We start from the raw sequence: 24728 nt of genomic DNA, 5'->3' as shown, positions 1-24728 counted from the left end.
ATTGTGTTTGCTGCTTGTATCGTCATATATTTTGATCTTAATGACAGGTTTGACTGTTATTCGCTCTCGTCTGATAGACTTTGGCTTGTATGTGGTGAGCCTTTAAGAATCTGATGGCTTGATCGCTATCAATACCTTTAAAGCCAATTAACGCACGGGCCACGGTGGCGTCGGATATTTCTTCAATATTTGCTGCAAGTAACTGAACACCCTGATTAAACTGTTGTGAAAAATCATTTAACCAAGACTGTTCCTGATCACTTGCATGCGAATACAATACTTCCAGCAGGGTCAAATCGGCAGCAAGATGCTGAGGGTGTTTTAAGGGTAATAATTGTTTGCCAATCGTTGAGTCAGGATTAAGAATGAGTTGCTGTAATGCACCTTGTTCTATGATTTGACCGGCATTGAGTACTGCAACCTGATCTGCAACTTGACGAACCACATCCATTTCGTGTGTGATCAACATGACAGAGAGTTCCAATTCGTCTTTTAAACGGCTAATCAAGTTGAGAATAGACTGGGTTGTTTCGGGATCTAGCCCGGAGGTCGCTTCATCTGCTAGTAAAATTTTGGGTTTAAGTGCTAAGGCGCGTGCAATACCGACACGCTGTTTTTGTCCGCCAGAGAGTTGACTTGGATAATGGTGTGCACGATCTGATAAGCCGACATTTTCCAATAATTCCTGTACCCGTTTAGCAATGGCCTGATCCGTCACGCCGAGATAATGTAAGGGTAAAGCAATATTTTCTGCCACTGTACGACGGCCAAGCAAAGAGGACGATTGAAAGATCACTCCAATATTTCGCCGATGAGTGCTTAATTCTTTTTCGGACAGATGTGTTAAATCTAAACCATCAACTTTAATGCTGCCTTGACTGGGTCGTTCTAATAAACTGACACATTTAGACAGTGTGGACTTTCCTGATCCACTCGGACCTAACACTGCGGTAATAGACTTTTTGGCCACATATAGATTGATATCCTTTAATACTTGGATTTGTTCTATTGCAGGATTTTGATAATTTTTATAAAGATGTTCGATTTGTAGCATATGTTGGCACCAAGGAGAAAATTCAAAAATAATCTGATATTGGTTTGTTAATGCGGAAACCATGCCAATAATTTTTTATAATATTTTCAATTGGTTGTATTTATTCTTAAATCAATTTATCCTTTTATTGTTGTCATAAATGTTTAATCACTGTTGAGTGAACAACACTTGTTGTTCTCCAAGGGCGTTACTGCCATTGGGTTTTAACATTGTTTCTGCGGCAACAGTCAATCATCAGGATTGATAAAAAAAGTACAGTCTAAGCATATATTTTTATAATAAAAACTTATTATTCAATGGCTTATATTTGGCATGGCTAATGCACTATAAGCGTAAATAACCTTAGAAAGGTGAAGACATTTTCTAATGGCAGCATTAGAAAACTTTAATAATGTATTTTAAATAAGAGAGCAAATATATGGGTAACTTAAATATTGATCAATATATTCAGTCCACACCAAAACAGACTGCACACCGTATTCAATCCGAAGCAGAAGCAATCGAGATTGCCAAACAACTGGCCGAAAAATTTAAACAGGGGGCGGCTGAACGTGACCAAAATAGACAATTACCAATTGATGAATTAAATGAATATTCACAAAGTGGTTTATGGGCAATTCGAGTACCAAAAGAATATGGTGGTATTGGTGCTTCCTATCGTACTGTGGTGGAAGTGTTTAAAACCATTTCGTCAGCCGATGGTTCGCTTGGACAGATTCCACAAAATCATGTCGCGATTTTGGATACGCTGATTTTTGATGGTTCTGAACAGCAAAAACAGTTTTTTTATGACTTGGTATTACAAGGCAATCGTTTTGGTAATGCTTTTTCGGAAATCGGCAATAAGCATGTCGCTGACTTTCAGACCAAAATTAGAAAAGAGGGTGATGACTATATTGTAAATGGCAAGAAATTCTTTTCTACAGGGGCATTACTGGCACAGTGGATTCCGATTGTTACCGTAGATGATGAGGGCAATGTTTATCTGGCATTTACCCCAAGAGAAACCGAAGGTTTGACTATCGTCAATGACTGGTCTAGCTTTGGTCAGAAAACCACAGCCAGTGGGACAGTGATTATTGAAAACGTGCGGGTTCCTGCACAGTATGTTGTACCGATCAACTCCTTTACCAATCCAACACCAACAGGTGCAATTTCACAAATTCTACAGGCTGCAATTGATGCAGGTTTGGCTCGCGCTGCGATTGAAGAAACCATCAATTACGTCAAACACTATACTCGGCCATGGATTGATGCCAAACAGGAAAGTGCGACCGAAGATCACTTTAGCATTGCGGCAATTGGCGATTTAAAAACCCGATTGCTGGCAGCCGAGGCGGTTCTGGATCTGGCTGCGGATCAGGTTGATCTTGCGATTAAGGAGCAAACTGAACACAATTCGGCACAGGCTTCTATTCTGGTGGCACAGGCTAAAATCTTAACCACCGAAATTGCAATTTTGGCGAGTAATAAATTATTTGAACTGGCTGGCACTCGTTCAACATTGGCAGAACACAATCTAGATCGTCACTGGCGCAATGCACGTACCCATACCTTACATGATCCGGTGCGCTGGAAATATTATATCGTTGGTAATTTTTTCCTGAATGATATTCAACCAGAACGGCATGCATGGTTATAAGCAGTGATTTAATGCCAAATATTAAAAAAGATATTTGGTGTTTATTTAATATAAATAGCCTATATTCATAATAGGCTATTTTAGTATTTGGATTAGAATGAAAATGATTTATTTAAACCCAGAATAATTTTATTATCATGACCATCGAGATCAATACCAACATAAGAAAATTTGGCAGAAAAACCTTCTTTAAACTGTTTATTTAAACTTAGCGAATAATTGATAAACTTATCCATGCCACCGACCTTTTTTTGATCCAGTGCATCACCAAAAACGTAGCCAACTTGAGGGGTTAAAATCAGATCGGATTTTAATTGAATATCTGCTTGAGTTGTGACATACCATGCAGATTCATCCTGTGTTTTTGGGGAAGGCAAATAGCCATTACGATCAGGTGAGAAATAGACTCTGGCACTCAGATTAGTGGGTACACTACCATCAATCTGATAATTTAAACTAGCAGAACCTTCAATAAAATTATATTTAGATGCATTGAGAAACGTAATATAACTAAGGTTAAGATCATAGCCGAGTTTATCCGTAATTTTATTAGCATAGCCAGTATAAAAATCCCATTCAACATCACTGTCAAATACGCCATCACCAGTCTTATCATACCATTTGATGTTTGAAGAAAAACTGCCGAGGTAAAATCCTGAAGCATTGTTATAATCAATATTTCCTTGAACACTGACGCCACCAGTTTGATCTAATCCCCTGGCATAATAATCACTAACGACACCAATATTTCCAGAAACATCTGCATAACTTAATATACTGAATAATGATGTAGAAAGAAATAATCCTGATTTAATCATAGAATTGATTTGATTTTTAAAAAATAGCATATGTAAAATACCCTGAATATTAAATGGTATGATGCTATGGCATTTTTTATGCCAAAATTAATACATTGAAAAATATATAAAAAATTATTTTTTATTGATATTTATTGTATATTTTTATGAAAATTTGTTTATTAACTGTTGTATTTTTTGGATTAACTTAATTCCTGTGGATCAATATCAATAATAATGCGTAATTCAAATTTACGGGGTTGTTTAAATAGCCATTGCCACCACAAGCTGATTTGTTGTTGTAAAGCGACTCTTGAACTACACAACATGAGTAAATGTGCACGATAGGAACCAGCCTTACGCTGCATTGGTGCAGGAATCGGACCCCAGAATTCAACCTCGGTATTGCCAAAGTTTGGCCATATTTGTGCGGCCATCTGTAGAAATTCCAGATTAAACAGATCGTTTTGGCTTTCTGCACGGATTAATGCTGCATAGCGATAAGGTGGCAGTTGGGCAATTTTACGTTCAGCCAGAGATTTTTCTGCGAAGGCAGCATAACCTTCATGAATCAAGGTTTGTAATAATGGATGATCAGGACGGTAACTTTGCAATAATACTTGTCCAGCCACTTGTCCCCGGCCAGCACGTCCAGCGACTTGCATGATCAATTGGGCAGTACGTTCCGGTGCCCGAAAATCGACACTCATCAGGCCTGCATCAATATCCAAAATTGTGACTAAACTGACATAGGGAAAATGGTGTCCTTTTGCCAGCATTTGTGTGCCCAAAAATATGGCTGCGCCTGAACGATAGGCACGCTGGTAGACTTTCTCCCAACTGTTTGATTGCATGGTGGTATCACGATCAACCCGAAAAATTGGATAGTCCGGAAATAATTCCTGTAAATGCTCCTCGATACGTGCAGTTCCGCTACCAATTGGTTTTAATTCTGTGGACTGACAGGACGGGCAGCTGGTTGGTATAGGTTGTATTAAATCGCAATGATGGCATTGCAATTGTGCCCGAGGATGATAATGCAGGGTTAAATGTGCATCACAACGCGGACAGTCGGCTTGCCAGCCACAACTGGTACACATTAACACAGGTGCATAGCCCCGACGATTAATGAACACCAGTACTTGTTGACCTTTTTCCAGCTGTTGTCTGATGGTCTCAATTAAGCTTTTTGCCAGACCATGCTGTTTTTCCGCAGATTTTAAATCGATTAGTTTAAAGCTTGGCGGTTTGGCTGTTCCGGCACGATGTTTAAGTCTGAGATGGGTCATTTTTTGTTGTTGAACCAGATACAGACTTTCAAAACTTGGTGTGGCCGAACCCAGAACAACCGGACATTGTTGTTTAAAGGCACGATACAGCGCCACATCGCGGGCATGATAACGGAACATATCCTGCTGTTTATAGGATAAATCATGTTCTTCATCCAGAATAATCAGTCCCAAACGTGGCAAGGGACAGAAAATTGCCAGTCGTGTACCGAGAATAATACTGGCTTTACCGGTTTGTGCCTGTTGCCATGCCTGTAAGCGCTGTGAATCGGTCAGGCCGGAGTGCAAAAGAATGGTATCTGTCAGAAAACGTGCCTTAAAGCGCTCTACAGTTTGCGGTGTTAAACCGATTTCCGGCACCAGCACCAGCACTTGTTTATTGCGTTCCAGTGCAGTCTGGATTGCCTGTAAATAGACTTCTGTTTTACCACTGCCGGTGATTCCATCGAGTAGGAAACTCTCATATTTACCGAGTGCCTTGCGTATTTTTTTTATGGCGATGTCTTGCTCGGCATTGGCATCAAGGGGCATTTGTGCCAGTTGCATGGGCGTCGGACTAAAATCGATCGGTTGCATAAAATGCTCAACCAAACCGCGCTTTTCCAGTTGTTTTAATTGATTGGTGCTGACACCAGACATATTTAAAATTGATTCGGAAGCACCTTTTTTATGCAATTTTATGGATTGATAGGCCGCATAAAGTTTACTGCCAGCTTTTGGCAGCTTAATTTCATCACCAGCTTCATTATGAGGTTCGAGTATTTTCCAGTAATAGGACAATAAGTGATATGGACGACCCTGTCTTAAAATATTTGGTAAGGCGGTTAGGATCACCTCTCCAATGGGCGACTGATAGTAGTGAGCAGCCCAGCTTAAAACGTGCAGACATTGCTGATCAAACAACGCCGGCTCTTTAAATAATTTGATAATCGGTTTGAGTTTAAACGGCTGGGTAAAGGCAACGTGACAATCAATTTTTTCGACAATAATGCCGATCATTTTTTTATTCATAAAGGGTACGGCAACCCTTGCGCCAATAGTGGCTTGTTCAAATTGTTCAGGCGTGACTTCATACTCGATCAGATCAAAAATAAATACGGCAATCGCTACACGAATGCGGTAGGGATGATCTTGTACGGTTGTTGTCATAAATGCTTTATCCAATTTAAAAAACAATCATAGCGAAAAAATGATTCGTCAGTTATGCTTAAATCTAACAATGTGTTATCGCAATAATCGTTACATCGTATGGAATTTTAATCAATATATCATTCAAATATGATAATAATGTCCATATTTTTCTGATTAATTTTTTGAGTAAGTGATGCCTGCCTATCAGTATTCTGCAATTGACGCAAATGGCAAACAACATAAAGGGTTGATGGATGGCGATTCTGCGCGTCAGATTCGCCAGCAATTGCGTGATCAACAGCTTACCCCGATTCAGGTCGAACCTGTTCTTGATCAAAATAAATCTACAAAATTCGGTTTTTTCCAGAAAACGCTGAGTGCTTATGATCTGGCATTAATGACCAGACAACTTTCGGTGTTGATTGCGGCCAGTATTCCATTGGAAGAAGCTATTCGTGCGGTTGCCAAGCAAAGCGAAAAACGGCATGTACAAAGTCTGCTTATGTCTGTGCGATCAAAAGTACTGGAAGGACATTCGCTGGCACAGGCCTTACAGCAAAGCTCAAGCTTTCCTTCTTTATATATCGCGACCATTGCCGCAGGCGAGCGGTCAGGACATCTGGATCTTATTCTTGATCAACTGGCAGACTACACCGAAAATCGTTATGCCATGCAAAAGAAAGTGCAGGGTGCAATGATTTACCCGATCATTCTGATGCTGATGTCTTTTGCTATCATCATGGGATTAATGACTTATGTTGTCCCTGATATTGTCAAGGTCTTTGCCAATACCAAACAGGCTTTGCCCTGGATCACACAAGTCCTGATGGTCAGTAGTGATGTTATTCGTACATTTTGGCCCTATATGCTTGTGCTGAGTGTGATATTTCTGTTTTTACTCACTAGATTTCTAAGAACCAGTGCAGGACATTACACACTTGATCGTTTAATCCTCAAATTGCCATTAATTGGTAAATTATCTCGTGGTATAAATGCAGCACGTTTTGCCAGTACTTTATCGATCCTGACGCAATCTGGTGTACCGTTGGTGGATGCCTTAAAAATCGGTGCAGCGGTCAGTTCGAACTGGGTGATACGGGATGCAGTCAATATCGCCGCAGAAAAAGTGACCGAAGGTGGCAATCTGGCCAGTCAGCTGGAGAAATCAGGTTATTTCCCACCGATGATGGTACAAATGATTCGAAGTGGTGAAAGTTCCGGTGAGCTGGATCGTATGTTACAACGGGCATCGGATATGCAGGATCGTGAAGTGACCTCAACCATTACGACGTTATTGGCTTTACTTGAACCATTAATGCTGGTATTTATGGCAGCAATCGTGTTAGTCATTGTGATTGCAGTGATGTTACCCATTGTGAATATGAATAACTTAATTTAGTGTTTAATCTATCGTGTAAAAATGAAATATTGGAGTTTCAGCATGCGCCAGTTTGGCAGAAATAATAAAGTATATAAAAAGCAATCAGGCTTTACCTTGATCGAAGTAATGGTGGTGATCGTCATTCTTGGTGTTTTGGCAGCCTTAATTGTCCCCAATGTCATGGGACGTGGTGAAAAGGCCAAAGTGGATACCACCAATATTGCGCTAAAAAGTACAGCAGGCGCACTGGATCAATACAAACTGGATAATGGTCGTTATCCAACCATGCAAGATGGTGGACTTGATGCTCTAGTTAATCAGCCAGCATCAGCAAAAAACTGGCTACCTGGTGGATATGTCAAAGGTGGCTATCCGAAGGACAGCTGGGACAACGATTTACAATACGTGATTCCGGGAACAGAAGGACGAAAATTTGATTTATATTCATTTGGTGCCGATGGTAAAGAAGGCGGCGAAGGCAATGATGCTGATATCTATTACCAGCCATAAATTGCGATCAAATATAAATAACTTTTAATCATGAATCGTTCTCAACTATAAATCGCTATCAAGCGTAAATGATTTTAAGTATAAAATTTAAACTATAATTCGGCCTTAAGTTAAAATAGTGATTTAAGGCCGTAAAAATCCATAATTCAAATAGAATAAAACGATTGAAAATAAAATATTTATATTTATCATGTATATATAAAATAGTTGATAATAGTTATTAATGCCGGTATTTACAATATAAATAAAATGTGAAGGAATATAGGCTTAACAATAAAACATATTCTTTGCATAATGCATTTAACAAGAAGGCAATTATCGAGGAGAATATGATGCGTGCATTTTTAATCACTGATCCATTGAATCAGCTGCATTGGGCAATGCTAAAATCAATCGCAGTCATTTTAGCCATTCTCCCAGTAAGTCATGTTTTATTACAGGCAATGCAAAATGCTGAAGGGGGCAGTCAGATTATGATTGGTTTCTTTGCCTTAAGTATTTTAAGCACAAATTGTATTATTTCATTTGTCACTGCATTGCAAATCACGACCTGGCAGAATAATCTGGCGCAAAATAAAAGTGAAAGAGTGTTGTTTAAAGTCTATCAACAAATTCCGATGTTATTTTTAACAGCGATATTGGTTTATGTGGTGATGTAAGTTGCCTCATTTATCAGTATCCTTGCGGATCAAAAAAGCCGTTCAATGCTTAGACAATAGTATTGAACGGCTTTTTTATGTTTTATTGTCGCTTAACGACGTTGTTTGAAGGCTGTATTAACGACTCTAGGTCTAAATAAAAGGCCAAGTGCCAATAATAAAGAACAGAATAAGAGAATCATCCAGTCGCCAAAACGGCTATAGAGTGTTTCACCAGTATATGCGGGTAACTCACCGCGTAAGACCATACGTTGATCGCTTGGCAGCTGTTTTACAATATGGCCCTGTGCATTGATAAAGGCTGTTACGCCGGTATTGGTTGCACGGATAATCCATCTGCCATTTTCTTTGGCACGCATTTGTACCATTTGTAAATGCTGCCAAGGACCGCTAGTCCCTGTGAACCATGCATCATTGGAAATCGTGATCAAAAAGTCATTGTCTTTGGCATTATTGCGGGTCAGGTTCGGATAAGCGATTTCATAACAAATGGCAGAGGCCAAACGATGATTTTTAATGATGAGTGGTGCCTGATGGTCATGTCCTGCACTAAAACCACTTAAGGTCACGTCATCTTGTAGACCCGGCAATACCCAGCTTAATGCACCAGAGAACGGAATATATTCGCCAAACGGTACCAGACGTTGTTTGAAATATAAACCTGATGATTGACTGCCCGAGGCCATAATCGCATTATAATAAAGTGGGTGACCTTCTTGAGAGTTTTCGAGATCCCAATAAGGAATTCCTGTTACCCAAGCGGAACCACGTTCTTGAGCATGTTTGCTGATCACCTCCAGAAAAGGCTGGATATCGGTTTGAAACATGGGAATAGAGGCTTCAGGCCAAACCACTAGATCACGACCCCATTCAGTTTGACTGAGTGTGGCATAAATGCGTAAGGTTTCGGTTTGATATTCCACTAGCCATTTTAGGTCTTGTGGGATGTTGCCCTGAATTAAAGAAACGCTTAATGGTTTTTCATTCTTGGGTTCAACCCACTGAATATATTTGGCTCCCCATGCGCCGAATAAAAGCAGGGCAATCGGGATAAGCCAAAAGCGTTTACCAAATAGGCATTCTGTCAACGCCGCAGCAATGACTATTACGACAAAGGAAACACCAAAAATTCCAAATAATGGTGCATATTCATCTAAACCATAAGTGGTAAATGCATAACCGACAAAAAGCCATGGAAAACCGGTGAAAATCCAGGTTTTCATCCATTCAAACAATACCCAGAGCGGTGCAAAAGTCAGTGGTGTTTCTGGGAAGAACCGACGATAAAGCCAGCACTGCACAGCATTAAACAGTCCCATGGCGATGGCCATAAACGCAATCATCAGGACAGACAAGATTGCAGAGGTATCACCATAAACATGAATTGAGGTGTAGAGCCAGAATGCACCGACAAACCATAACCCGATGCCATAACTCCAACCGATAAAAAAGGCTTGTCTGGCTGTACGTTGATGCAGGCAGGCATAAAGCAGTGCAGGGGAAAGAATGGCAAGCCACCAGCTATGATACGGTGCCAAAGCAAATGGCAGGAGAATGCCTGCCATAAGTGAAATTAAACACACCAGACTCAAGGGAATGCGCTGTGTTGTTGAGCTGGATTGTATATTATTGATTTTACGAAAAAATGATCTCATAGCCTTACTGCACGAATCAGCTGAATACTACGGGAATCTGCTTCCAGGATATCAAAACTCCAGCCATCCAGTTCGATCACTTGACCTTCTAGATCATTGACCAGACCAATTTCCTGTAATAACAATCCACCCATAGTTTCGACTTCTTCATCGGAAAAATGCGTACCTAATAGGGTATTAAAATGTTCGATTGGGGTTAATGCCTGCACCAGCCATGCATTTTGTAATTCTGATTCCGGATCGGGCTGGATAAATTGTGCATATTGATCGGCTTCATCATGTTCGTCTTCAATTTCACCGACGATTTCTTCCAAAATATCTTCCAGTGTGACAATGCCGGAGGTTGTCCCGTATTCATCAATCACAATGGCAATATGGGTTTGGGTATTTTTAAGCATACGCAGCACTTGATCAGAACGGGCACTTTCCGGAACAAATAAAGGCTGACGCATCAATGCTGTAATATCGACTTTTTGTGATTGACGTTCGGTTAAGAACGGTAATAAATCTTTGGCCAGTAACACACCGATCACCGAATCGTTATTTTCTGCGGAAAAAACCGGGAAGCGGGAATGGGCAGACTCAATCAGAACATGAATAATATCCAGAAGATCATCATTTTCTTGCAGACTGATTAAGGATGTTCGAGGCGTCATGACTTCGCGAATTTTGGTCGCAGGTAAATCAAGCACACCCTCAAGCATTGCCACAGTATCGGGCTCTAAAAATTTTCTAGAATTTTGGACTAATTTCAATAATTCATCACGCGTTTCTGGTTCCGCATTCAGCCATTTTTTTAAACCACGGGTCCACGATGGGCTCGATTCTTCTTGCATGAGGTATCCTAAATAATGCAAATCAAGAAAAAGTCATCTTCATCATACCGAAGAAAACTTCGACTTGCATCTAAAAACAGATTGAAATTTATTATCAAATTTTGATTAGGGTGATTTTCGTCGGTCATGATAAAATATGTTTTTACGTGAGGGTAAATTATGGCTCATATAGAAACATCAGCAACACCGATCAAACAACTTGATACTCGGGGGCTACGCTGTCCGGAACCGGTGATGATGCTGCATCAAGCCATCAGAAAATCACAAAATGGCGATGTCATTGAAATTTTTGCAACAGATCCTTCAACATCTTGGGATATTCCAAAATTTTGCATGCATTTGGGACATGAATTGCTGGTGCAAGAACAACGAGATGTAGATGGCAAAACCGAATACTATTATCAAGTGCAAAAAAAATCCTGAGATGATCTGCTTTGAGATCACCTCAGATGCTACTTATTTTTGATTGACCGAATCTTCATGTAAGGATTCATTAAGTTGGTCAACAATGGTTGCCCAGTTATCATCGGCTGCAAGTTTTTCATGAATAAATGCACGTTGTCCTTCATCCCAGAAATCTGCATCGCTGATATAAGTATCTGCATCAAGTTGATGATTTTTAATGAAAGCTGCGATTGCACTCTCGCTAGAATCCAAACCGAGTTGTTCGAATAGGTTGGTCATTCTTGGCTGTACAGTGTTCATGGATACACTCCTTTGTTTTTACAAAGTAATATTGAAACAATTAACATAGCATAAACTGTATTTAAATCGATGATATTTAATCTAAAGTTTTAACGAATATTTTCTAGGGTTGATCCTGAACGGATTTTGGTGCAGCAGGGCGGTAATATTCACCACGCTGTCCACGCCCTTCCCAGACAGGTAACAAAACATCCTGATGAATTTCCAGATATTGGGGCAACATGGTGGCTTGTCCGACTATATTGTTCAGTAAAATTTCAATGATGAGGGGTTGGGACTGATTTTTGGGTAAATTTACCCAAGTGAGTGCTTCATCCATATCTGGAAATGTTAAGGCAATGGCTGTGGGTGTAGTTTTTCGACGGGTAAACTGGGCCATATGTTGATGAATAGACTGCACTTCTGTTGTGCCATCTGCCCAGCGTAATACGATTGAAAACCCTTCCAAACTCATACCATATTGTTTTTCCAAAGCAAAAACATGTAATACATGAGTATTTTGTTTTTGCTGTTCAATTTGTTTTGCTTCGGCAAAAATCTCTTTTGTCCACTGATCCTGATTTTCTGACAAGAACTGAAAATACTGAGAAGGAAGATTGGCATCGACTGCCAGTCCGATACAATGATATGTCGGATTTAACCACCATTGCCCTTGAGCAGATTGATCCATCGCTCCATATGCCAGCATAAAATCAAATCTACCATTGGGATTTAATACAAGTGTAGAACCAGTTTCCATGATGCCATTAAGATAATATCGGCCAGACCATGTTTTGGCCTGCTCAACAAATTTGAGCGGTGGGCAGGTTACGAAGTGTTGATCTTGAAATGAAGCATCCGAATGGACTGCACTTTCATTTATCTTATGCTGGGTGACAGTTGGTTTTGCAAAAAGAAAGGGTGAAATCATGCACAAAATAGATATGCTTAAAGTTCTGAGGGAAAATTGTTTATCGTATTGCATGGCGAATCCTCGAGATTTAATATTTTATTTCCTTGAGATTTGTTGACAATTAATACAGTGAACTTAGGTAACATATCAACAAGGCTTAAATATGCAGATCATTTTTTAGATCGCAATGGAGATGAAGTGATGTCATTTAACGCAGTATTTCTGGATTATGCAACTTTGGATCAAGGGGATTTAGATTTTAAGTCTCTGCATAATCATTTTGGACATTTGCAGTTATATCCCGAAACACTTGCGACACAGGTACTTGAACGTCTCAAAAATGTTGAGGTAGCTATTACCAATAAAGTGGTTCTCGATGCAAAAATTATTCAGCAATTACCCCAGTTAAAACTTATTCTGGTTGCGGCAACCGGGACCAATAATGTGGATTTAAATGCCGCCAAAGCGCAAGGTATTATCGTGTGTAATTGTCAGGGTTATGGTACACATTCGGTGGCACAGCATACGCTGGCTTTAATGCTGGCGTTGGCAACCAATCTGGTGAAATATGATCATGCAGTTAAACAGGGTCGCTGGCAACAATCAGAACAATTCTGTTTTCTGGATTATCCGGTTGTTGAGTTGTCGGGTAAAACGCTAGGGATTATTGGTTATGGTGAGCTTGGACATGCGGTAGCACAACTGGCAAAAGCCTTTGGAATGCATGTGATTCTGGGACAAATTCCCCATCGCCCAGCAAAGGCTGATCATTTACCTTTAGATGAATTTTTGCCACAACTTGATGTGCTAAGTCTGCATTGTCCTTTGACCGATGCAACCCGAAATTTAATCGATGAAGCACAGATTAACTTGATGAAGCCTAGTGCTTTTATTGTCAACGTGGCGCGCGGTGGTATTGTCAATGAGCAGGCACTGGCCAATGCTTTGAAAACGGGGCGAATTGCTGGTGCTGCAACCGATGTACTTAGTGTAGAGCCGCCAAAAGACGGCAATGTTCTATTAAATGCTGATGTCCCCAATTTAATCATCACACCACATTCTGCCTGGGGCAGTGTACAGGCTCGGCAGCGGATTGTGGATCAATTGGGGGAAAATGTAGTGGCCTTTCAACAAGGACAGATGCTTCGGCAGGTTAATCCCTAGTCTGTCATTTCTTCCTTATTATATTTTTTTATTTTACCAATCAGATCGATGTAACCCGCTGGTTGGTAAACCAGCACTAAAAATAAACAATAATGTTCGATTGGCACAATTATAGCTTTCAAATTTTATAGATTTACTAAAAAACTATGCATGATGCATGGTTTTTCGTACGTTTTTCGCAAAGTAAAGTGTATTAAAAACGGCACAGCAGTTGCAATGAGGAGTTCTCTTTCTATTGCGTTCTATCATTGAGGTGAACACATGAACCAGCAAGATGAACATCCTTTAAGTGAAACACCTTTATCACAGCGTAAAGGTTTCTTCCCGATTGCAATGGTGTTGTTTAGTTTTACATTTTTTACCGGCACCATGTTTGCAGGTGGAAAAATTGGCGTAGCATTTAATTTTGTTGATATTTTATGGATCACGGCGCTTGGTAATTTTTTATTGGCAAGTTATGCCGCTTCTTTGGGGGTAATCTCTGCACGAAGTGGCCTCAATACGGTATTGATGGGTCGTTTTTGCTTTGGCAACCTTGGAAGCAAATTATCAGATGTGATTTTGGGTTTTGCCGAATTAGGCTGGTATGCATGGGGAACAGCAACGCTGGCAATTTCTCTAGTTAAAATTATTCATTTACCTGAAGCATTAACTATTCCATTGATGGTGCTTTTCGGACTGGGCTTTTCGATTACCGCCATTATTGGATTCAAGGGATTGGAAAGTTTGTCGAAAATTTCCATTCCTTTAATGGCGGTATTATTGATTGTTTCGATGTATCTTGCGACCAAAACCATTGGTGGATGGACTGGGTTAAATCAGGTGCAACCTACAGAGCATTTAACATTTTCTGCTGCTTTAACCATTGTTTTTGGTACCTTTGCCAGTGGGGCAACACAAATTACCAACTGGACCCGTATGGCCAAATCAAGCAAGGTTGCAGTCTGGGCTTGCTTAATCAGTTTTGTCATTGGTAATGGTCTTATGGTACTAGCGGGTGCGTGGATGGCAATCGTCTATCAACAGCCTGATATTGTAGAAGTACTAATCTTACAAGGTTTATCTATTGCTGCGGTGATTATGCTTTGTCTGAATTTATGGACTATTCAGGGGCCAACCATCTATAACGTTTCTGCGGCAGCCTGTCACCTGATTCGCAGTGAACGACGTAAAACGCTGGTCATGGTTTCGGCTGTCATTGGAATTATTCTCGCTGTTGCAGGGATGTATGAATTATTAATTCCGTTTCTTCTGTTGCTGGGTGCGATTATTCCGCCAATTGGTGGAGTGATTATGGCGGATTACTGGTTTAAGTATAAAGGCCATTATCCAAATCTGGCAACGGCACATTTACCGCAATTTAACTGGATTGGTTTATCTTCCTATTTTATAGGGGCACTGGTTGCCTATAATTCGCCGTGGATTGCCCCGATTGTTGGTATCGTCGTGTCAGTAGTTTGTTATGTGGTCGGTATCAGTCTGTTTTCGGCAAAAACAGTTAAGCCGTCGCAACATCTTCATATTGATTAGACAGGATATAAACCATGGGATTATCCATTCATGATGTCTTAAATTTTCCTCAGTTGCAGCAAATGCGCCTGCGCGCTGGGCATGACGATATTTATAAGGCAATCCGCTGGATATATGTTGCAGAAAATGAAAATATTTTTGAATGGTTAAAAGGTGGAGAACTGGTGTTCATTACCGGAATAAATCACCAACGCAATGAAAAAAATTTGCTGGAGTTGGTGTATCAAGGCTATCAGAAAAACATTGCGGGTTTAGTCATTTTGACCGGAGAAGAGTGTATTCATTTTATTCCTGCAAGTGTAATTGCTTATGCCAATGAATTGAATGTACCGATTGTGGAGCAGCCTTACAGTCTTAAGATGATTGAGGTTACTCACATTATCGGGACTGCACTGGTTGAGCTGGAACAAACTCAGAATTCTATCGCTGATACCTTCTCCCGTCTGATTTTTGCTAATTATTCGTCTGAGGAAACGATTGCAATTCGGGCTAAGAACCTGAATTTAAATTTACAAGTCTCTTATCTCTTAGTCAGTATTAAAATGGCTGCCCATGATGAATTATTTATTTCTGATCAATATCTGGATCCGGAGAAAAAACTTCGGGATAAAAAACAATTTTTAATTGAACAACTAGATGCTTGGGCCAATGAAGAACAACTGAATTTTCCGGTTCTTAAATTTGGTGATGTTTTTGTGCTGGCACTTCCCCTACGCCATGAAGATATAGAAACATGGATAGGAAAGATGAATCATTTGATTCTACAACTAGCAGAAAAAACCAAACCACTCAAATTGTATATTGGGTTATCCAATATCGTTCAGTCTGTTGCATCTTTTCAGCGGGGTTTTGATGAAGCAACTCAGGCTCAAAAACTGGCGATAGACCTTCATCTTGAACATCGCTGTTTGCCTTATAACGATTTGGGAATCCTACGATTAATTAGTGCAATTCCGGATAAATCGGTTCCTCGCCAATTTATGCAGGAAACGCTGGGCTGTTTTTTCACAGCAGGAAAACGGCAGGCCGATATATATCTTAATACCCTGGACGCCTTGGTTCAGGAAAATTTTAACGTGATGAATACAGCTGTCAGATTGGGTATTCACCGCAATACCATCACGCAGCGTATGCAAAAAATTGAAGCATTGACTGGATATTCGCTGGAAGATCCGAAATATCGTTTGCATCTTTCGGTTTCTCTCATCATCTGGCAACTATTCAGTCCTACACCATTATACTAGGATAAATTCATGAAAGTAATTAATGCGACTTTACGTGGCAAAGACGGGCTATACACTTTAGAAACCGCAAATGGTGTGATTCATGCCTTGACGCTGCAATCTGAAAAACTACCATCTTCTTCTCTTCCTGAAATTATTGATGCAGAGGAAAACTTACTTATGGCCCCTTTTGTGGAGCCACATATCCATTTAGATGCTGTATTAACGGCAGGAGAACCGGAATGGAATATGTCCGGTACACTTTTTGAAGGCATTGAACGTTGGGGGCAACGCAAAGCTAGCATTACCGCAGAAGATACTAAGCAGCGCGCGACTAAAGTAATTCATATGCTTGCCCAACATGGTATTCAACATGTGCGTACACATGTGGATGTGACAGATCCTCAGTTAACGGCTTTGACGGCTATGCTGGAACTAAAGGATTCAGTTAAACACTTGATTAATTTGCAAATTGTGGCATTTCCGCAGGAAGGCATAGAATCCTTTCAACAGGGGCGGGAGTTAATGCAACGCGCGGTTGATATGGGGGTAGATGTGATAGGTGGAATTCCCCATTTTGAATATACACGGGATAAAGGTGTGAGTTCGGTTAAATTTCTTATGGATTTGGCAGAACGACATGATAAATTGGTTGATGTCCATTGTGATGAAATTGATGATCCCAATTCACGATTTTTGGAAGTGCTGGCAGATGAAGCCCGTATTCGCGGTATGGGTGCACATGTGACAGCTAGTCATACCACTGCTATGGGTTCATATGATAATGCCTATTGTTTTAAATTATTCCGTTTGCTAAAACGCTCAGGTATTAATTTTATCTCCTGTCCTACCGAAAGTATTCATTTGCAGGGGCGGTTTGATACTTATCCCAAAAGGCGCGGATTAACACGTGTTTACGAGATAGATCGTGCTGGCATGAATATCTGTTTTGCTCAAGATTCTATTCGTGATCCGTGGTATCCGATAGGAAATGGCAATATTATGCGGATACTGGATGCCGGATTACATATTTGTCATATGTTGGGTTACGAGGATTTACAACGATGTCTAGATTTTATTTCAGATAATTCTGCCAAGGCATTAAATTTACAGGATCAATATGGTTTGGAAGTTCATCGACCTGCAAACTTTATTTTACTCAATGCAAAAAATGATTATGACGCACTAGCCAATCAGGCGAAAGCTTATCTTAGCGTGCGTCATGGTAAAATCATCATGCAACGGCAGAATGAACAGGTCATCTTAACTGCTTAAAAAGTGAAAAGGATTAAGGCTAATTTTCTGGGCTATTGGAAATATTGCCTTGATTTGCTGGCTGTATCGGTGTGGTTAATGGGCGAGATTCAATTGGTGCTGTGCCATTGTTGGGTGTACCAATGATGGCTTCTTTACCTTGTTGCCATTTTTCCTTGCCATAGGTGGTCGCCTGTTGAGTTTTTTCCTTAGCAAATTGTGCAGTTGATGTCGCACCTTGTTCAACACGTTCTCCAATATTCTGGTTTTGGATCGACTGACTGGTATTTTCGGCACCACGCTGAATCGCATCACCTGTTTTTGATAATGTTTGCCCTGATTTATAGGTTAGAACTCGCCATAAACTCGGATTATCAGGCAATCCATTGCTTGCTTGTGTTGCTGGGGCTTCTTCGGCAAAAGTCGCAGAGGCCAGTAACAATGTCGTGCCTAAAAGTAGTATTGCCTGTTTCATCATCATGATTTCCTTATATACTTCTATTTATAACATCTGCTTTATTGACATTTCTGTAATTCATCGTCTTTAAAATAACCGAGCAATGATTGGAAGTTCTTCTGTGTATCTGCATTATGGGTATCAAAGTTTTTTTGTTGCTGTGATGCGATCTTAATCGGTTGATCAAAGTCATTGGCTTGATTCAATCCATGATCAACATAGGTACTGATGACAGATTTTGCAGACAGCAGTTGCTTACCTTGGAATGTCCATGTTTCAGTTGCTTTACCAGTTTCATAAAAGCCAGTAAATTCAATGGCACAGCCTTTATCCAGTTGGTATAACTTGGCATCATTGCTATCGCTTGCCGGTACAGCCTGTAAATTCTCAATTTTTTGAACCAGTTGTCCATTTTCCTCTGTAGGATGAATGGGACTATGATGACAGGCTGCAATAGCAACACAGCTTGCAGCCGTGAGTAAAATCATTTTGATGTTCATATTTTCATAATGTGCTAACGAATTGATTTTAGTATAGCGAGTTATGGCATATGGAAAATGTATGATTTTATATATTTTGTTATGCTGCGTTGTGATTCATTTATTCCAATTCTCTGTATATATCCATCTATATTGAAAATTATTTTTGCCTATTTTAATGGTAAAAATAAACCCTGCTATAAATGAGCAGGGTTTATAAGGGCTTCAATAAAATTCAGGCTTAATGTTGCAATACGCTGATATCGGCAACCGCAGTAAACAAACCACGTAATTGCGCCAGTAAACGTAAGCGATTGGCTTTGAGTTCGGCATCATCTGCCATAACCATAACATTTTCAAAGAAGGCATCAATTGGTGCACGTAATGCTGCCAGTTTAGACAAAGCTTCGGTATAGTTACGGCTAGCCAGTAATGGCTGAACTTCGGTAGTTAGGCTTTGTAACTGTTGATACAGTGCTTTTTCGGCATCTTCAACCAGTTTGCTTTCAATCACTGCACCTTCCGGTGTTGCTTCTTTGGCAAGAATGTTGGCAACACGTTTATTGGCGGCTGCCAATGCTGCGGCTTCCGGCAGGGTACGGAAATGTTGTACCGCAGTAATTCGTTTGTCGAAATCCAGAGGTGATGCCGGTGACAATGCTTGTACGGCTTGAATCACATCAACATCAACACCCTGATCTTCATATTTGGCACGATAACGTCCTTCAAGGAACGCCACTGCATCAGCACGGGTCTTGGCATGATCTTTAATTACGTCAGCATAGTCGTCTAAAGTGAGTAGTACCAATTCATCGAGTGTAACATCCAGTTCATTTTCAATGATTAGACGCAGAATCCCGATGGCTGAACGGCGTAATGCAAACGGGTCTTTGGAGCCTGTAGGCGCCTGACCAATACCAAAAATACCCACCAATGTCACTAGACGATCAGCAAGGGCAAGGGTGGTACCTGTTTTGGTTTGTGGTAATACATCGCCGGCAAATTTTGGTAAATATTGTTCGCCTAGTGCTTGTGCGACTTCATCATTTTCACCTTCAAGGTGGGCATAATAAGTACCTGCAATGCCTTGCAATTCAGGGAATTCACCGACCAGTTCAGATGTTAAGTCGCATTTGGACAGGAAAGCAGCTTTTTCTGCATCGACTGCCTGAGCTCCAGTAATTTGTGAAAGTGCCACCGACAGTTTGGCGACACGTTCGGTTTTTTCCCAAAGTGTACCAAGCTGTGCCTGAAAGACCATGTTTTTGAGTTTATCTTTACGGCTGGCCAGCGGTTGTTTTTGATCCTGCAAGAAGAAAAATTCTGCATCGCTTAAACGTGGACGTACGACTTTTTCATTACCTTCAATAATTTGTGTCGGGTCTTTTGACTCAATATTCGAAATGGTAATGAAATAAGGTTGTAATTTATTATGGTGATCGACCAAACAGAAATATTTTTGGTTATCCTGCATGGTGGTAATCAAGGCTTCCTGTGGTACGGCAAGGAAACGTTCTTCAAAGGTAGCACGTAAGGCAACAGGTAATTCGACCAGCGCTGTGACTTCATCACGTAGATCAGCAGGGACAATGGCAATGGCATTGACCTCATCAGCCAATTGTTTAACCTGTGCATCAATAATGGCTTGACGTTCTTCAAAACTGGCAATGACTTTGGCTTGACGCAGTGCATCCAGATAATCATTGGCATGTTTGAGAGTAATTGCTTCCGGCGCATGGAAACGATGACCATACGTTACATTTCCGGTTTTAAAGTCTTGAATCGTCGCATCAATAATCTGGTCATCTTTAAGCAACACTACCCATTGCACAGGGCGTACAAATTCGGTACGACTTGCTGCCGAGCGCATACGTTTGGCAATCGGTAAATTATCCAGTGCAGTTTGTAAAATTACCGGTAACAAGGTATCTAGATTTTGACCTTTGATATCTTTGTAATAGCAAACTTTTTCGACTTTACCTGCCTGAAAGGTAGAAACTTGTTCAGCGCTGATGCCCTGACCACGCATAAAGCCTTCCAGTGCTTTGGTTGGTTTACCTTCGCTATCATAGGCAGCTTGTACAGCAGGGCCATCAAAGCGTTTTTGTGTATCGGGTTGCTGACCTTCTACCGCAACGATTTTCAGTGCCAGACGACGTGGCGCAGCATACGCGTCAATGTGTTCAAAGGCCAGACCTGCTGCCTGTAAGCCTTTTTCGACTTCACTTTTCAAGGCATCACGCAAGTTTTTAAGGCTTTTGGGTGGCAGTTCTTCACAGCCAAGTTCAAATAATACAGTGTGTAAGCTCATGATTTAACCCTGATTCATTTCCGCATTGGCTTTATTGAGTAATGCTTCCGCATCGGCTTGCGCTTTTAACTGTGCCAATACTTCATCACGTAATTCTGGTTCTGCCATTGGGAAACCTAATTTGGCACGAGATTGTACATAGCTCTGTGCAATGGCACGGGCAAGGGTACGTACCCGCAGAATGTAACGCTGACGTTCAGTCACGGAAATTGCGCCACGGGCATCCAGCAGGTTAAAACAGTGCGATGCTTTAATCACTTGTTCATAGGCTGGTAATGGTAATTCTGCCTGCATCAAACGATTTGACTCGGATTCATAAAAATCAAATAATTCAAACAGTTTATCAATTGGTGCTTGTTCAAAGTTATAGGTGGATTGTTCGACTTCATTTTGATGGAATACATCGCCATAGGTAACCGTCCCAAACTGACCTTTGGTCCAGACTAGATCATAAACCGAATCAACACCTTGCAGATACATGGCCAGACGTTCCAGACCATAGGTGATTTCACCGGTCACTGGATAGCATTCCACACCACCGACTTGCTGGAAGTAGGTAAACTGCGTTACCTCCATACCATTTAACCAGACTTCCCAGCCCAATCCCCATGCACCCAGTGTTGGTGATTCCCAGTTATCCTCAACAAAACGAATGTCATGTACCAATGGATCAATACCAATGGCTTTTAAGGAATCCAGATACAATTGCTGGATATTACTTGGGTTGGGTTTTAATACCACCTGAAACTGATAATAATGTTGCAGACGGTTTGGATTTTCACCATAGCGGCCATCTTTTGGACGACGAGAGGGCTGTACATAGGCTGCATTCCATGTCTCTGGTCCAAGCGCACGTAAAAAGGTTGCGGTATGAAATGTCCCCGCACCCATTTCCAGATCATAAGGTTGCAAGACCACACAGCCCTGTTCTGCCCAATAGTTTTGTAAGGCAAGGATTAAACCCTGAAAAGTATCAATATGTGATATGGCACGGCTCATGCTGTATCCGTTATAAGTCTAAGTAAAAATTGTGCTTAAGTATAAGGATTTTGTTGAGATGTGGCAAAGGCTATAAATCAGTTAATTTCTCAGCTAATATTGAGGTAGATACAATATCTGGATCAAAAATGCATATATTATCTTTTATGCGGATGAGTATTTTAATGGTTGTTGCTATGCTCTCACAGGATTTGCTGGCACAAACATTTGATTCCGCACAGTGGACCAAACTAAAACCTCTTCGAGATACAGAGCAACTTGTAGATAATGTGGAATATCTCATTCCCTTTCCTCAAGATGCAGCAAATTATCAATGGCAGGTTGAAATTCGCATTAATGATAAAAATAAGAAAAAGCCACAAATTATTCTAAAAAATCCGCATCCAGAACTTATGCTGCTCAATCAGCATGTGCTTAAGCTGGCCAATGCGATACAGGTTGAAACCTTACCACAAATGTCGCAATTGTATGAAAATAAAAAGACAAAAATCGTTGAAAGTGTCCGTCAACCTTATCCACATTATTTGATGAATTATCGTTTTTTATCCGGACATGATCAATTTCAACCACCAAAATTGGACCTCCAGCAACTGCGCTATGTGACGGTACAATACTGTAAATTGAATACTCAAAAAGCAGATCAACCTTTAGTGGATTTAAAAGCATATATTGATGTTGATCAGTCGGGTCAAGTGCAGGTTCGTTTGTCAGATCCAGATGTAGCGCCACGTATCAAGGAAGTCATTGAGGATATGATTAAACGCCATAAATTTGCTCGGTTTTATGATATCGACAAGGATCAATATCAACCCTATCAATATATGATGCCTATTCGTTTGTTATGCGCATCATAAAGCATTTTATTTTGTGTAGCACAAGTAATAAAACTTGTGAATTTCTGACCATCTGGTTGAAACAATGATCTGATCGGTATAAATTTTACCTTCAAATTTTAAAGCACCTGGATCATCATGAATACTCGACAGACCTGGCAGCCATTTTTAATGGTCAGTCTGGCGCTTTGTGTCGGCACTTCGGGGACTGCGTTATCCAGTCCTTTATATCCCATCTATGAATTATCATGGCATCTTTTACCTAGTCAGATTACCTATATCTTTGTTGCCTATATGTTTGGTTGTCTGGCAGCACTGTTGTTTTTAGGACGCGTTTCCAATCATATAGGTTATGTTCGCACTTTGCAGCTGGGTTTGTTGCTGTGTATTTTGGGTTTGGGATTATCGGCATTTGCACCGAACGTATTCTGGTTGTCGATTGGGCGCTTTATTATCGGTATCGCCTCAGGACTCATTAACACCTCTGCAATGCTCGGTCTGTTTTATACCATTCCGGATTCTCATAAGGCTTATTCAGCACAGTTAAGTTCTATTATTACCGTGATAGGATTTGGGGTCGGTCCAGTGATTGGTGGCTTTATTGCCCAGTTTTTTGCCTATCCGCTGGTGACGCCTTATTTACCGATTATTCTGTTGTCTTTATTAAGTTTGGTTAGTTTGTTTCGTTTAAAAGCAAAGTTTACGCCACAGAAACTCACCTTTATGCCGCATCTGGAAATGCCGGAAACCAAATATAAATTACTGTTTCTGATTATTGGGTTTTCCGCCTTTAGTGCCTTTGGTTCCTTTAGTTTATTTGCCTCTCTAGCACCTTCTTTTATAAAGGAAGTCATTCCATGGCATGGTCCTCTGGTGAGTGGTATGACGATTTCCAGTATTTTACTGTTGTCGGCGTCTTCTCAGATTATTGCAAAATCTCTGGAACCGCATAAAGGATTAAATCTGGGACTATATACCTTGATTGGTAGTTATGTGATTCTTGCCATATGTATGCTGATGCAATGGAGTATCTTATTTTTTATCAGTGTGGTTGGCGTGGGAATCGGACATGGTTTAACACTGCTGGCGGCATTTTCACTGGTCAATAAAATGACGCAAACAGAAAATCGTGCGGCGGTCGTATCCACTTATCTGTTTATGGCTTATCTAGGGACAATTCTGCCGATTTTGGCAGTGGGATATCTTTCCGATCATTTTGGCATGATCTGGGGTGTAGTCAGTTTTTGTCTGGTAATGGGAATACTGTGCTTATCCCTGTTATTGTTGCATTTTAGACAGATGCAACAACGCGTTCATATCAATTGATGGATGTATCTATTATTTGGATTTGGGCTTTATTCATACCTAATAGAACAAATTAAGTATGAGATTCTAGCCAGTCTTGCAATTGATGTTCTGAAATGACATTAAATCCATGTTGTCTAAACAAAGCAGCAGTCACACCCATTCCCATGATTTTATGTCCATCAAATGAACCATCATAAATCTGTTGACTACCACAGGAAGGGCTATTTTCTTTTAACACGATACAGCTTGCATCTAAATCCTGTGCAATTTTCAGGGCTTTATAAGCCCCGTCAAGATATTGTGTCGTCACATCTTCACCCGCACAGTCCATAACTTTTGCCGTGCCGTTTAACACATCCAGCCCTGTGCCATTGACGATTTCGGCAGGTAAGCGGGGAATAGGAAAGCCGCCAAGTAATTCAGGACAGACAAATTTTGCTTTTCCCTGCTGGATCAATTGCCGAATTTTATCATGAGCACTGTCCTGACCATCGTAACGAACTGGCTCGCCTGCCAGACAGGCACTGACTAAAAGCATATGTCTTTAATACTCAATTTTTTGATTGATGCGTTGATCGTATTTTAAAGCAAGCTTAGAAGAAAATCAGGAATAAATAGG

23 protein-coding genes are annotated in these 24728 nt (G+C 40.6%); 11 read left to right on the top strand and 12 right to left on the bottom strand.

The genetic code is table 11. From position 1 onward, the window contains the following. Window positions 1–37: 37 nt before the first annotated feature. Window positions 38–1054 (bottom strand): methionine ABC transporter ATP-binding protein, encoded by a 1017-nt coding sequence (locus CAP51_RS11845; protein ID WP_087620971.1) that lies wholly within the window; start codon window positions 1052–1054, stop codon window positions 38–40. A 418-nt stretch (window positions 1055–1472) separates the two neighbouring features. On the opposite strand from CAP51_RS11845, the gene CAP51_RS11840 reads away from it, so the two are divergent. Further along, a complete protein-coding gene (locus CAP51_RS11840) occupies window positions 1473–2696 on the top strand; it encodes an SfnB family sulfur acquisition oxidoreductase (RefSeq protein ID WP_087620970.1) in 1224 nt (407 codons plus the stop codon). 92 nt (window positions 2697–2788) lie between these two features. On the opposite strand, the gene CAP51_RS11835 is transcribed toward CAP51_RS11840, so the two are convergent. Together CAP51_RS11835 and CAP51_RS11830 are read right to left on the bottom strand one after the other, a co-directional pair. After that, window positions 2789–3544: a TorF family putative porin gene (locus CAP51_RS11835; RefSeq protein WP_245809147.1), complete on the bottom strand. Its 756-nt coding sequence runs from the start codon at window positions 3542–3544 to the stop codon at window positions 2789–2791. A 152-nt stretch (window positions 3545–3696) separates the two neighbouring features. Beyond that, window positions 3697–5931 carry a primosomal protein N' gene (locus CAP51_RS11830; RefSeq protein WP_087620969.1) on the bottom strand — a complete coding sequence of 745 codons (2235 nt, stop codon included), beginning with the start codon at window positions 5929–5931 and terminating at the stop codon, window positions 3697–3699. A 175-nt stretch (window positions 5932–6106) separates the two neighbouring features. Here CAP51_RS11830 and gspF point away from each other — a divergent pair, with 175 nt between their 5' ends. From gspF to CAP51_RS11815, 3 genes are all read left to right on the top strand, one after another. Then, window positions 6107–7312: a type II secretion system inner membrane protein GspF gene (gspF, locus tag CAP51_RS11825; RefSeq protein ID WP_087620968.1), complete on the top strand. Its 1206-nt coding sequence runs from the start codon at window positions 6107–6109 to the stop codon at window positions 7310–7312. Window positions 7313–7354: 42 nt separating this feature from the next. Further along, window positions 7355–7804 carry a type II secretion system major pseudopilin GspG gene (gene gspG / locus CAP51_RS11820; protein ID WP_140404438.1) on the top strand — a complete coding sequence of 150 codons (450 nt, stop codon included), beginning with the start codon at window positions 7355–7357 and terminating at the stop codon, window positions 7802–7804. Window positions 7805–8136: 332 nt separating this feature from the next. Continuing rightward, window positions 8137–8463 carry a hypothetical protein gene (locus tag CAP51_RS11815; protein WP_087620966.1) on the top strand — a complete coding sequence of 109 codons (327 nt, stop codon included), beginning with the start codon at window positions 8137–8139 and terminating at the stop codon, window positions 8461–8463. A 92-nt stretch (window positions 8464–8555) separates the two neighbouring features. Here CAP51_RS11815 and lnt read toward each other — a convergent pair whose 3' ends face one another. Continuing rightward, complete coding sequence (gene lnt, locus CAP51_RS11810; RefSeq protein WP_087620965.1) at window positions 8556–10118, bottom strand: apolipoprotein N-acyltransferase; 1563 nt, start codon at window positions 10116–10118, stop codon at window positions 8556–8558. Next, the gene (locus tag CAP51_RS11805; RefSeq protein ID WP_087620964.1) at window positions 10115–10954 is read right to left on the bottom strand and encodes a CorC family transporter; all 840 of its coding nucleotides are present in this window, start codon (window positions 10952–10954) and stop codon (window positions 10115–10117) included. Before CAP51_RS11805 ends, lnt begins: the two co-directional genes overlap by 4 nt. A gap of 159 nt (window positions 10955–11113) precedes the next feature. On the opposite strand from CAP51_RS11805, the gene tusA reads away from it, so the two are divergent. Further along, a complete protein-coding gene (tusA, locus tag CAP51_RS11800) occupies window positions 11114–11377 on the top strand; it encodes a sulfurtransferase TusA (RefSeq protein WP_087620963.1) in 264 nt (87 codons plus the stop codon). Between the two features lie 33 nt (window positions 11378–11410). On the opposite strand, the gene CAP51_RS11795 is transcribed toward tusA, so the two are convergent. Continuing rightward, window positions 11411–11659 (bottom strand): DUF2789 family protein, encoded by a 249-nt coding sequence (locus tag CAP51_RS11795; protein ID WP_087620962.1) that lies wholly within the window; start codon window positions 11657–11659, stop codon window positions 11411–11413. Window positions 11660–11762: 103 nt separating this feature from the next. Continuing rightward, the gene (locus tag CAP51_RS11790; RefSeq protein WP_140404437.1) at window positions 11763–12623 is read right to left on the bottom strand and encodes a hypothetical protein; all 861 of its coding nucleotides are present in this window, start codon (window positions 12621–12623) and stop codon (window positions 11763–11765) included. Window positions 12624–12752: 129 nt separating this feature from the next. On the opposite strand from CAP51_RS11790, the gene CAP51_RS11785 reads away from it, so the two are divergent. The 4 genes from CAP51_RS11785 to codA all read left to right on the top strand — a co-directional run bounded on the left by CAP51_RS11785 (window position 12753) and on the right by codA (window position 17743). Further along, a complete protein-coding gene (locus CAP51_RS11785) occupies window positions 12753–13715 on the top strand; it encodes a 2-hydroxyacid dehydrogenase (protein ID WP_087620960.1) in 963 nt (320 codons plus the stop codon). 261 nt (window positions 13716–13976) lie between these two features. After that, complete coding sequence (gene codB / locus CAP51_RS11780; protein WP_087620959.1) at window positions 13977–15245, top strand: cytosine permease; 1269 nt, start codon at window positions 13977–13979, stop codon at window positions 15243–15245. 14 nt (window positions 15246–15259) lie between these two features. Then, window positions 15260–16489, top strand: a complete 1230-nt coding sequence (locus CAP51_RS11775; RefSeq protein ID WP_087620958.1) for a PucR family transcriptional regulator — start codon at window positions 15260–15262, stop codon at window positions 16487–16489. Window positions 16490–16498: 9 nt separating this feature from the next. After that, a complete protein-coding gene (gene codA / locus CAP51_RS11770) occupies window positions 16499–17743 on the top strand; it encodes a cytosine deaminase (RefSeq protein WP_087620957.1) in 1245 nt (414 codons plus the stop codon). Window positions 17744–17762: 19 nt separating this feature from the next. On the opposite strand, the gene CAP51_RS11765 is transcribed toward codA, so the two are convergent. From CAP51_RS11765 to glyQ, 4 genes are all read right to left on the bottom strand, one after another. Next, window positions 17763–18197, bottom strand: a complete 435-nt coding sequence (locus CAP51_RS11765; protein ID WP_140404436.1) for a hypothetical protein — start codon at window positions 18195–18197, stop codon at window positions 17763–17765. Window positions 18198–18238: 41 nt separating this feature from the next. Continuing rightward, window positions 18239–18667, bottom strand: coding sequence for a hypothetical protein (locus tag CAP51_RS11760; protein WP_087620955.1), 429 nt, complete (start codon window positions 18665–18667; stop codon window positions 18239–18241). A 232-nt stretch (window positions 18668–18899) separates the two neighbouring features. Continuing rightward, window positions 18900–20969, bottom strand: a complete 2070-nt coding sequence (glyS, locus tag CAP51_RS11755; RefSeq protein ID WP_087620954.1) for a glycine--tRNA ligase subunit beta — start codon at window positions 20967–20969, stop codon at window positions 18900–18902. Window positions 20970–20972: 3 nt separating this feature from the next. Next, window positions 20973–21968 carry a glycine--tRNA ligase subunit alpha gene (gene glyQ, locus CAP51_RS11750; RefSeq protein WP_087620953.1) on the bottom strand — a complete coding sequence of 332 codons (996 nt, stop codon included), beginning with the start codon at window positions 21966–21968 and terminating at the stop codon, window positions 20973–20975. A 128-nt stretch (window positions 21969–22096) separates the two neighbouring features. Between glyQ and CAP51_RS11745 the strand changes: the two genes are divergently transcribed. Both CAP51_RS11745 and CAP51_RS11740 read left to right on the top strand, forming a co-directional pair. Next, a complete protein-coding gene (locus tag CAP51_RS11745) occupies window positions 22097–22822 on the top strand; it encodes a hypothetical protein (RefSeq protein WP_140404435.1) in 726 nt (241 codons plus the stop codon). 117 nt (window positions 22823–22939) lie between these two features. Next, on the top strand, window positions 22940–24127 hold the full coding sequence (locus CAP51_RS11740) for an MFS transporter (RefSeq protein ID WP_087620951.1): 1188 nt from the start codon (window positions 22940–22942) through the stop codon (window positions 24125–24127). Window positions 24128–24179: 52 nt separating this feature from the next. Here CAP51_RS11740 and CAP51_RS11735 read toward each other — a convergent pair whose 3' ends face one another. Further along, window positions 24180–24647 carry a 2-thiouracil desulfurase family protein gene (locus CAP51_RS11735; protein WP_087620950.1) on the bottom strand — a complete coding sequence of 156 codons (468 nt, stop codon included), beginning with the start codon at window positions 24645–24647 and terminating at the stop codon, window positions 24180–24182. Window positions 24648–24728 lie beyond the last annotated feature (81 nt).

Source organism: Acinetobacter populi (assembly GCF_002174125.1).
In the GTDB taxonomy this organism is placed as follows: domain Bacteria; phylum Pseudomonadota; class Gammaproteobacteria; order Pseudomonadales; family Moraxellaceae; genus Acinetobacter; species Acinetobacter populi.
Note: the sequence above shows the minus strand (reverse complement) of the source record. Positions and strands in the feature narration are given on the sequence as shown.

Coding starts and splice junctions, on each gene's coding strand:
- CAP51_RS11845 (WP_087620971.1), bottom strand. CDS start 1,054: ATGCTACAAATCGAACATCTTTATAAAAATTATCAAAATCCTGCAATA.
- CAP51_RS11840 (WP_087620970.1), top strand. CDS start 1,473: ATGGGTAACTTAAATATTGATCAATATATTCAGTCCACACCAAAACAG.
- CAP51_RS11815 (WP_087620966.1), top strand. CDS start 8,137: ATGCGTGCATTTTTAATCACTGATCCATTGAATCAGCTGCATTGGGCA.
- gspG (WP_140404438.1), top strand. CDS start 7,355: ATGCGCCAGTTTGGCAGAAATAATAAAGTATATAAAAAGCAATCAGGC.
- CAP51_RS11805 (WP_087620964.1), bottom strand. CDS start 10,954: ATGCAAGAAGAATCGAGCCCATCGTGGACCCGTGGTTTAAAAAAATGG.
- glyS (WP_087620954.1), bottom strand. CDS start 20,969: ATGAGCTTACACACTGTATTATTTGAACTTGGCTGTGAAGAACTGCCA.
- gspF (WP_087620968.1), top strand. CDS start 6,107: ATGCCTGCCTATCAGTATTCTGCAATTGACGCAAATGGCAAACAACAT.
- CAP51_RS11775 (WP_087620958.1), top strand. CDS start 15,260: ATGGGATTATCCATTCATGATGTCTTAAATTTTCCTCAGTTGCAGCAA.
- CAP51_RS11745 (WP_140404435.1), top strand. CDS start 22,097: ATGCATATATTATCTTTTATGCGGATGAGTATTTTAATGGTTGTTGCT.
- CAP51_RS11830 (WP_087620969.1), bottom strand. CDS start 5,931: ATGACAACAACCGTACAAGATCATCCCTACCGCATTCGTGTAGCGATT.
- CAP51_RS11740 (WP_087620951.1), top strand. CDS start 22,940: ATGAATACTCGACAGACCTGGCAGCCATTTTTAATGGTCAGTCTGGCG.
- glyQ (WP_087620953.1), bottom strand. CDS start 21,968: ATGAGCCGTGCCATATCACATATTGATACTTTTCAGGGTTTAATCCTT.
- CAP51_RS11835 (WP_245809147.1), bottom strand. CDS start 3,544: ATGCTATTTTTTAAAAATCAAATCAATTCTATGATTAAATCAGGATTA.
- CAP51_RS11735 (WP_087620950.1), bottom strand. CDS start 24,647: ATGCTTTTAGTCAGTGCCTGTCTGGCAGGCGAGCCAGTTCGTTACGAT.
- codB (WP_087620959.1), top strand. CDS start 13,977: ATGAACCAGCAAGATGAACATCCTTTAAGTGAAACACCTTTATCACAG.
- lnt (WP_087620965.1), bottom strand. CDS start 10,118: ATGAGATCATTTTTTCGTAAAATCAATAATATACAATCCAGCTCAACA.
- CAP51_RS11765 (WP_140404436.1), bottom strand. CDS start 18,197: ATGAAACAGGCAATACTACTTTTAGGCACGACATTGTTACTGGCCTCT.
- CAP51_RS11785 (WP_087620960.1), top strand. CDS start 12,753: ATGTCATTTAACGCAGTATTTCTGGATTATGCAACTTTGGATCAAGGG.
- CAP51_RS11790 (WP_140404437.1), bottom strand. CDS start 12,623: ATGCAATACGATAAACAATTTTCCCTCAGAACTTTAAGCATATCTATT.
- CAP51_RS11760 (WP_087620955.1), bottom strand. CDS start 18,667: ATGATTTTACTCACGGCTGCAAGCTGTGTTGCTATTGCAGCCTGTCAT.
- CAP51_RS11795 (WP_087620962.1), bottom strand. CDS start 11,659: ATGAACACTGTACAGCCAAGAATGACCAACCTATTCGAACAACTCGGT.
- tusA (WP_087620963.1), top strand. CDS start 11,114: ATGGCTCATATAGAAACATCAGCAACACCGATCAAACAACTTGATACT.
- codA (WP_087620957.1), top strand. CDS start 16,499: ATGAAAGTAATTAATGCGACTTTACGTGGCAAAGACGGGCTATACACT.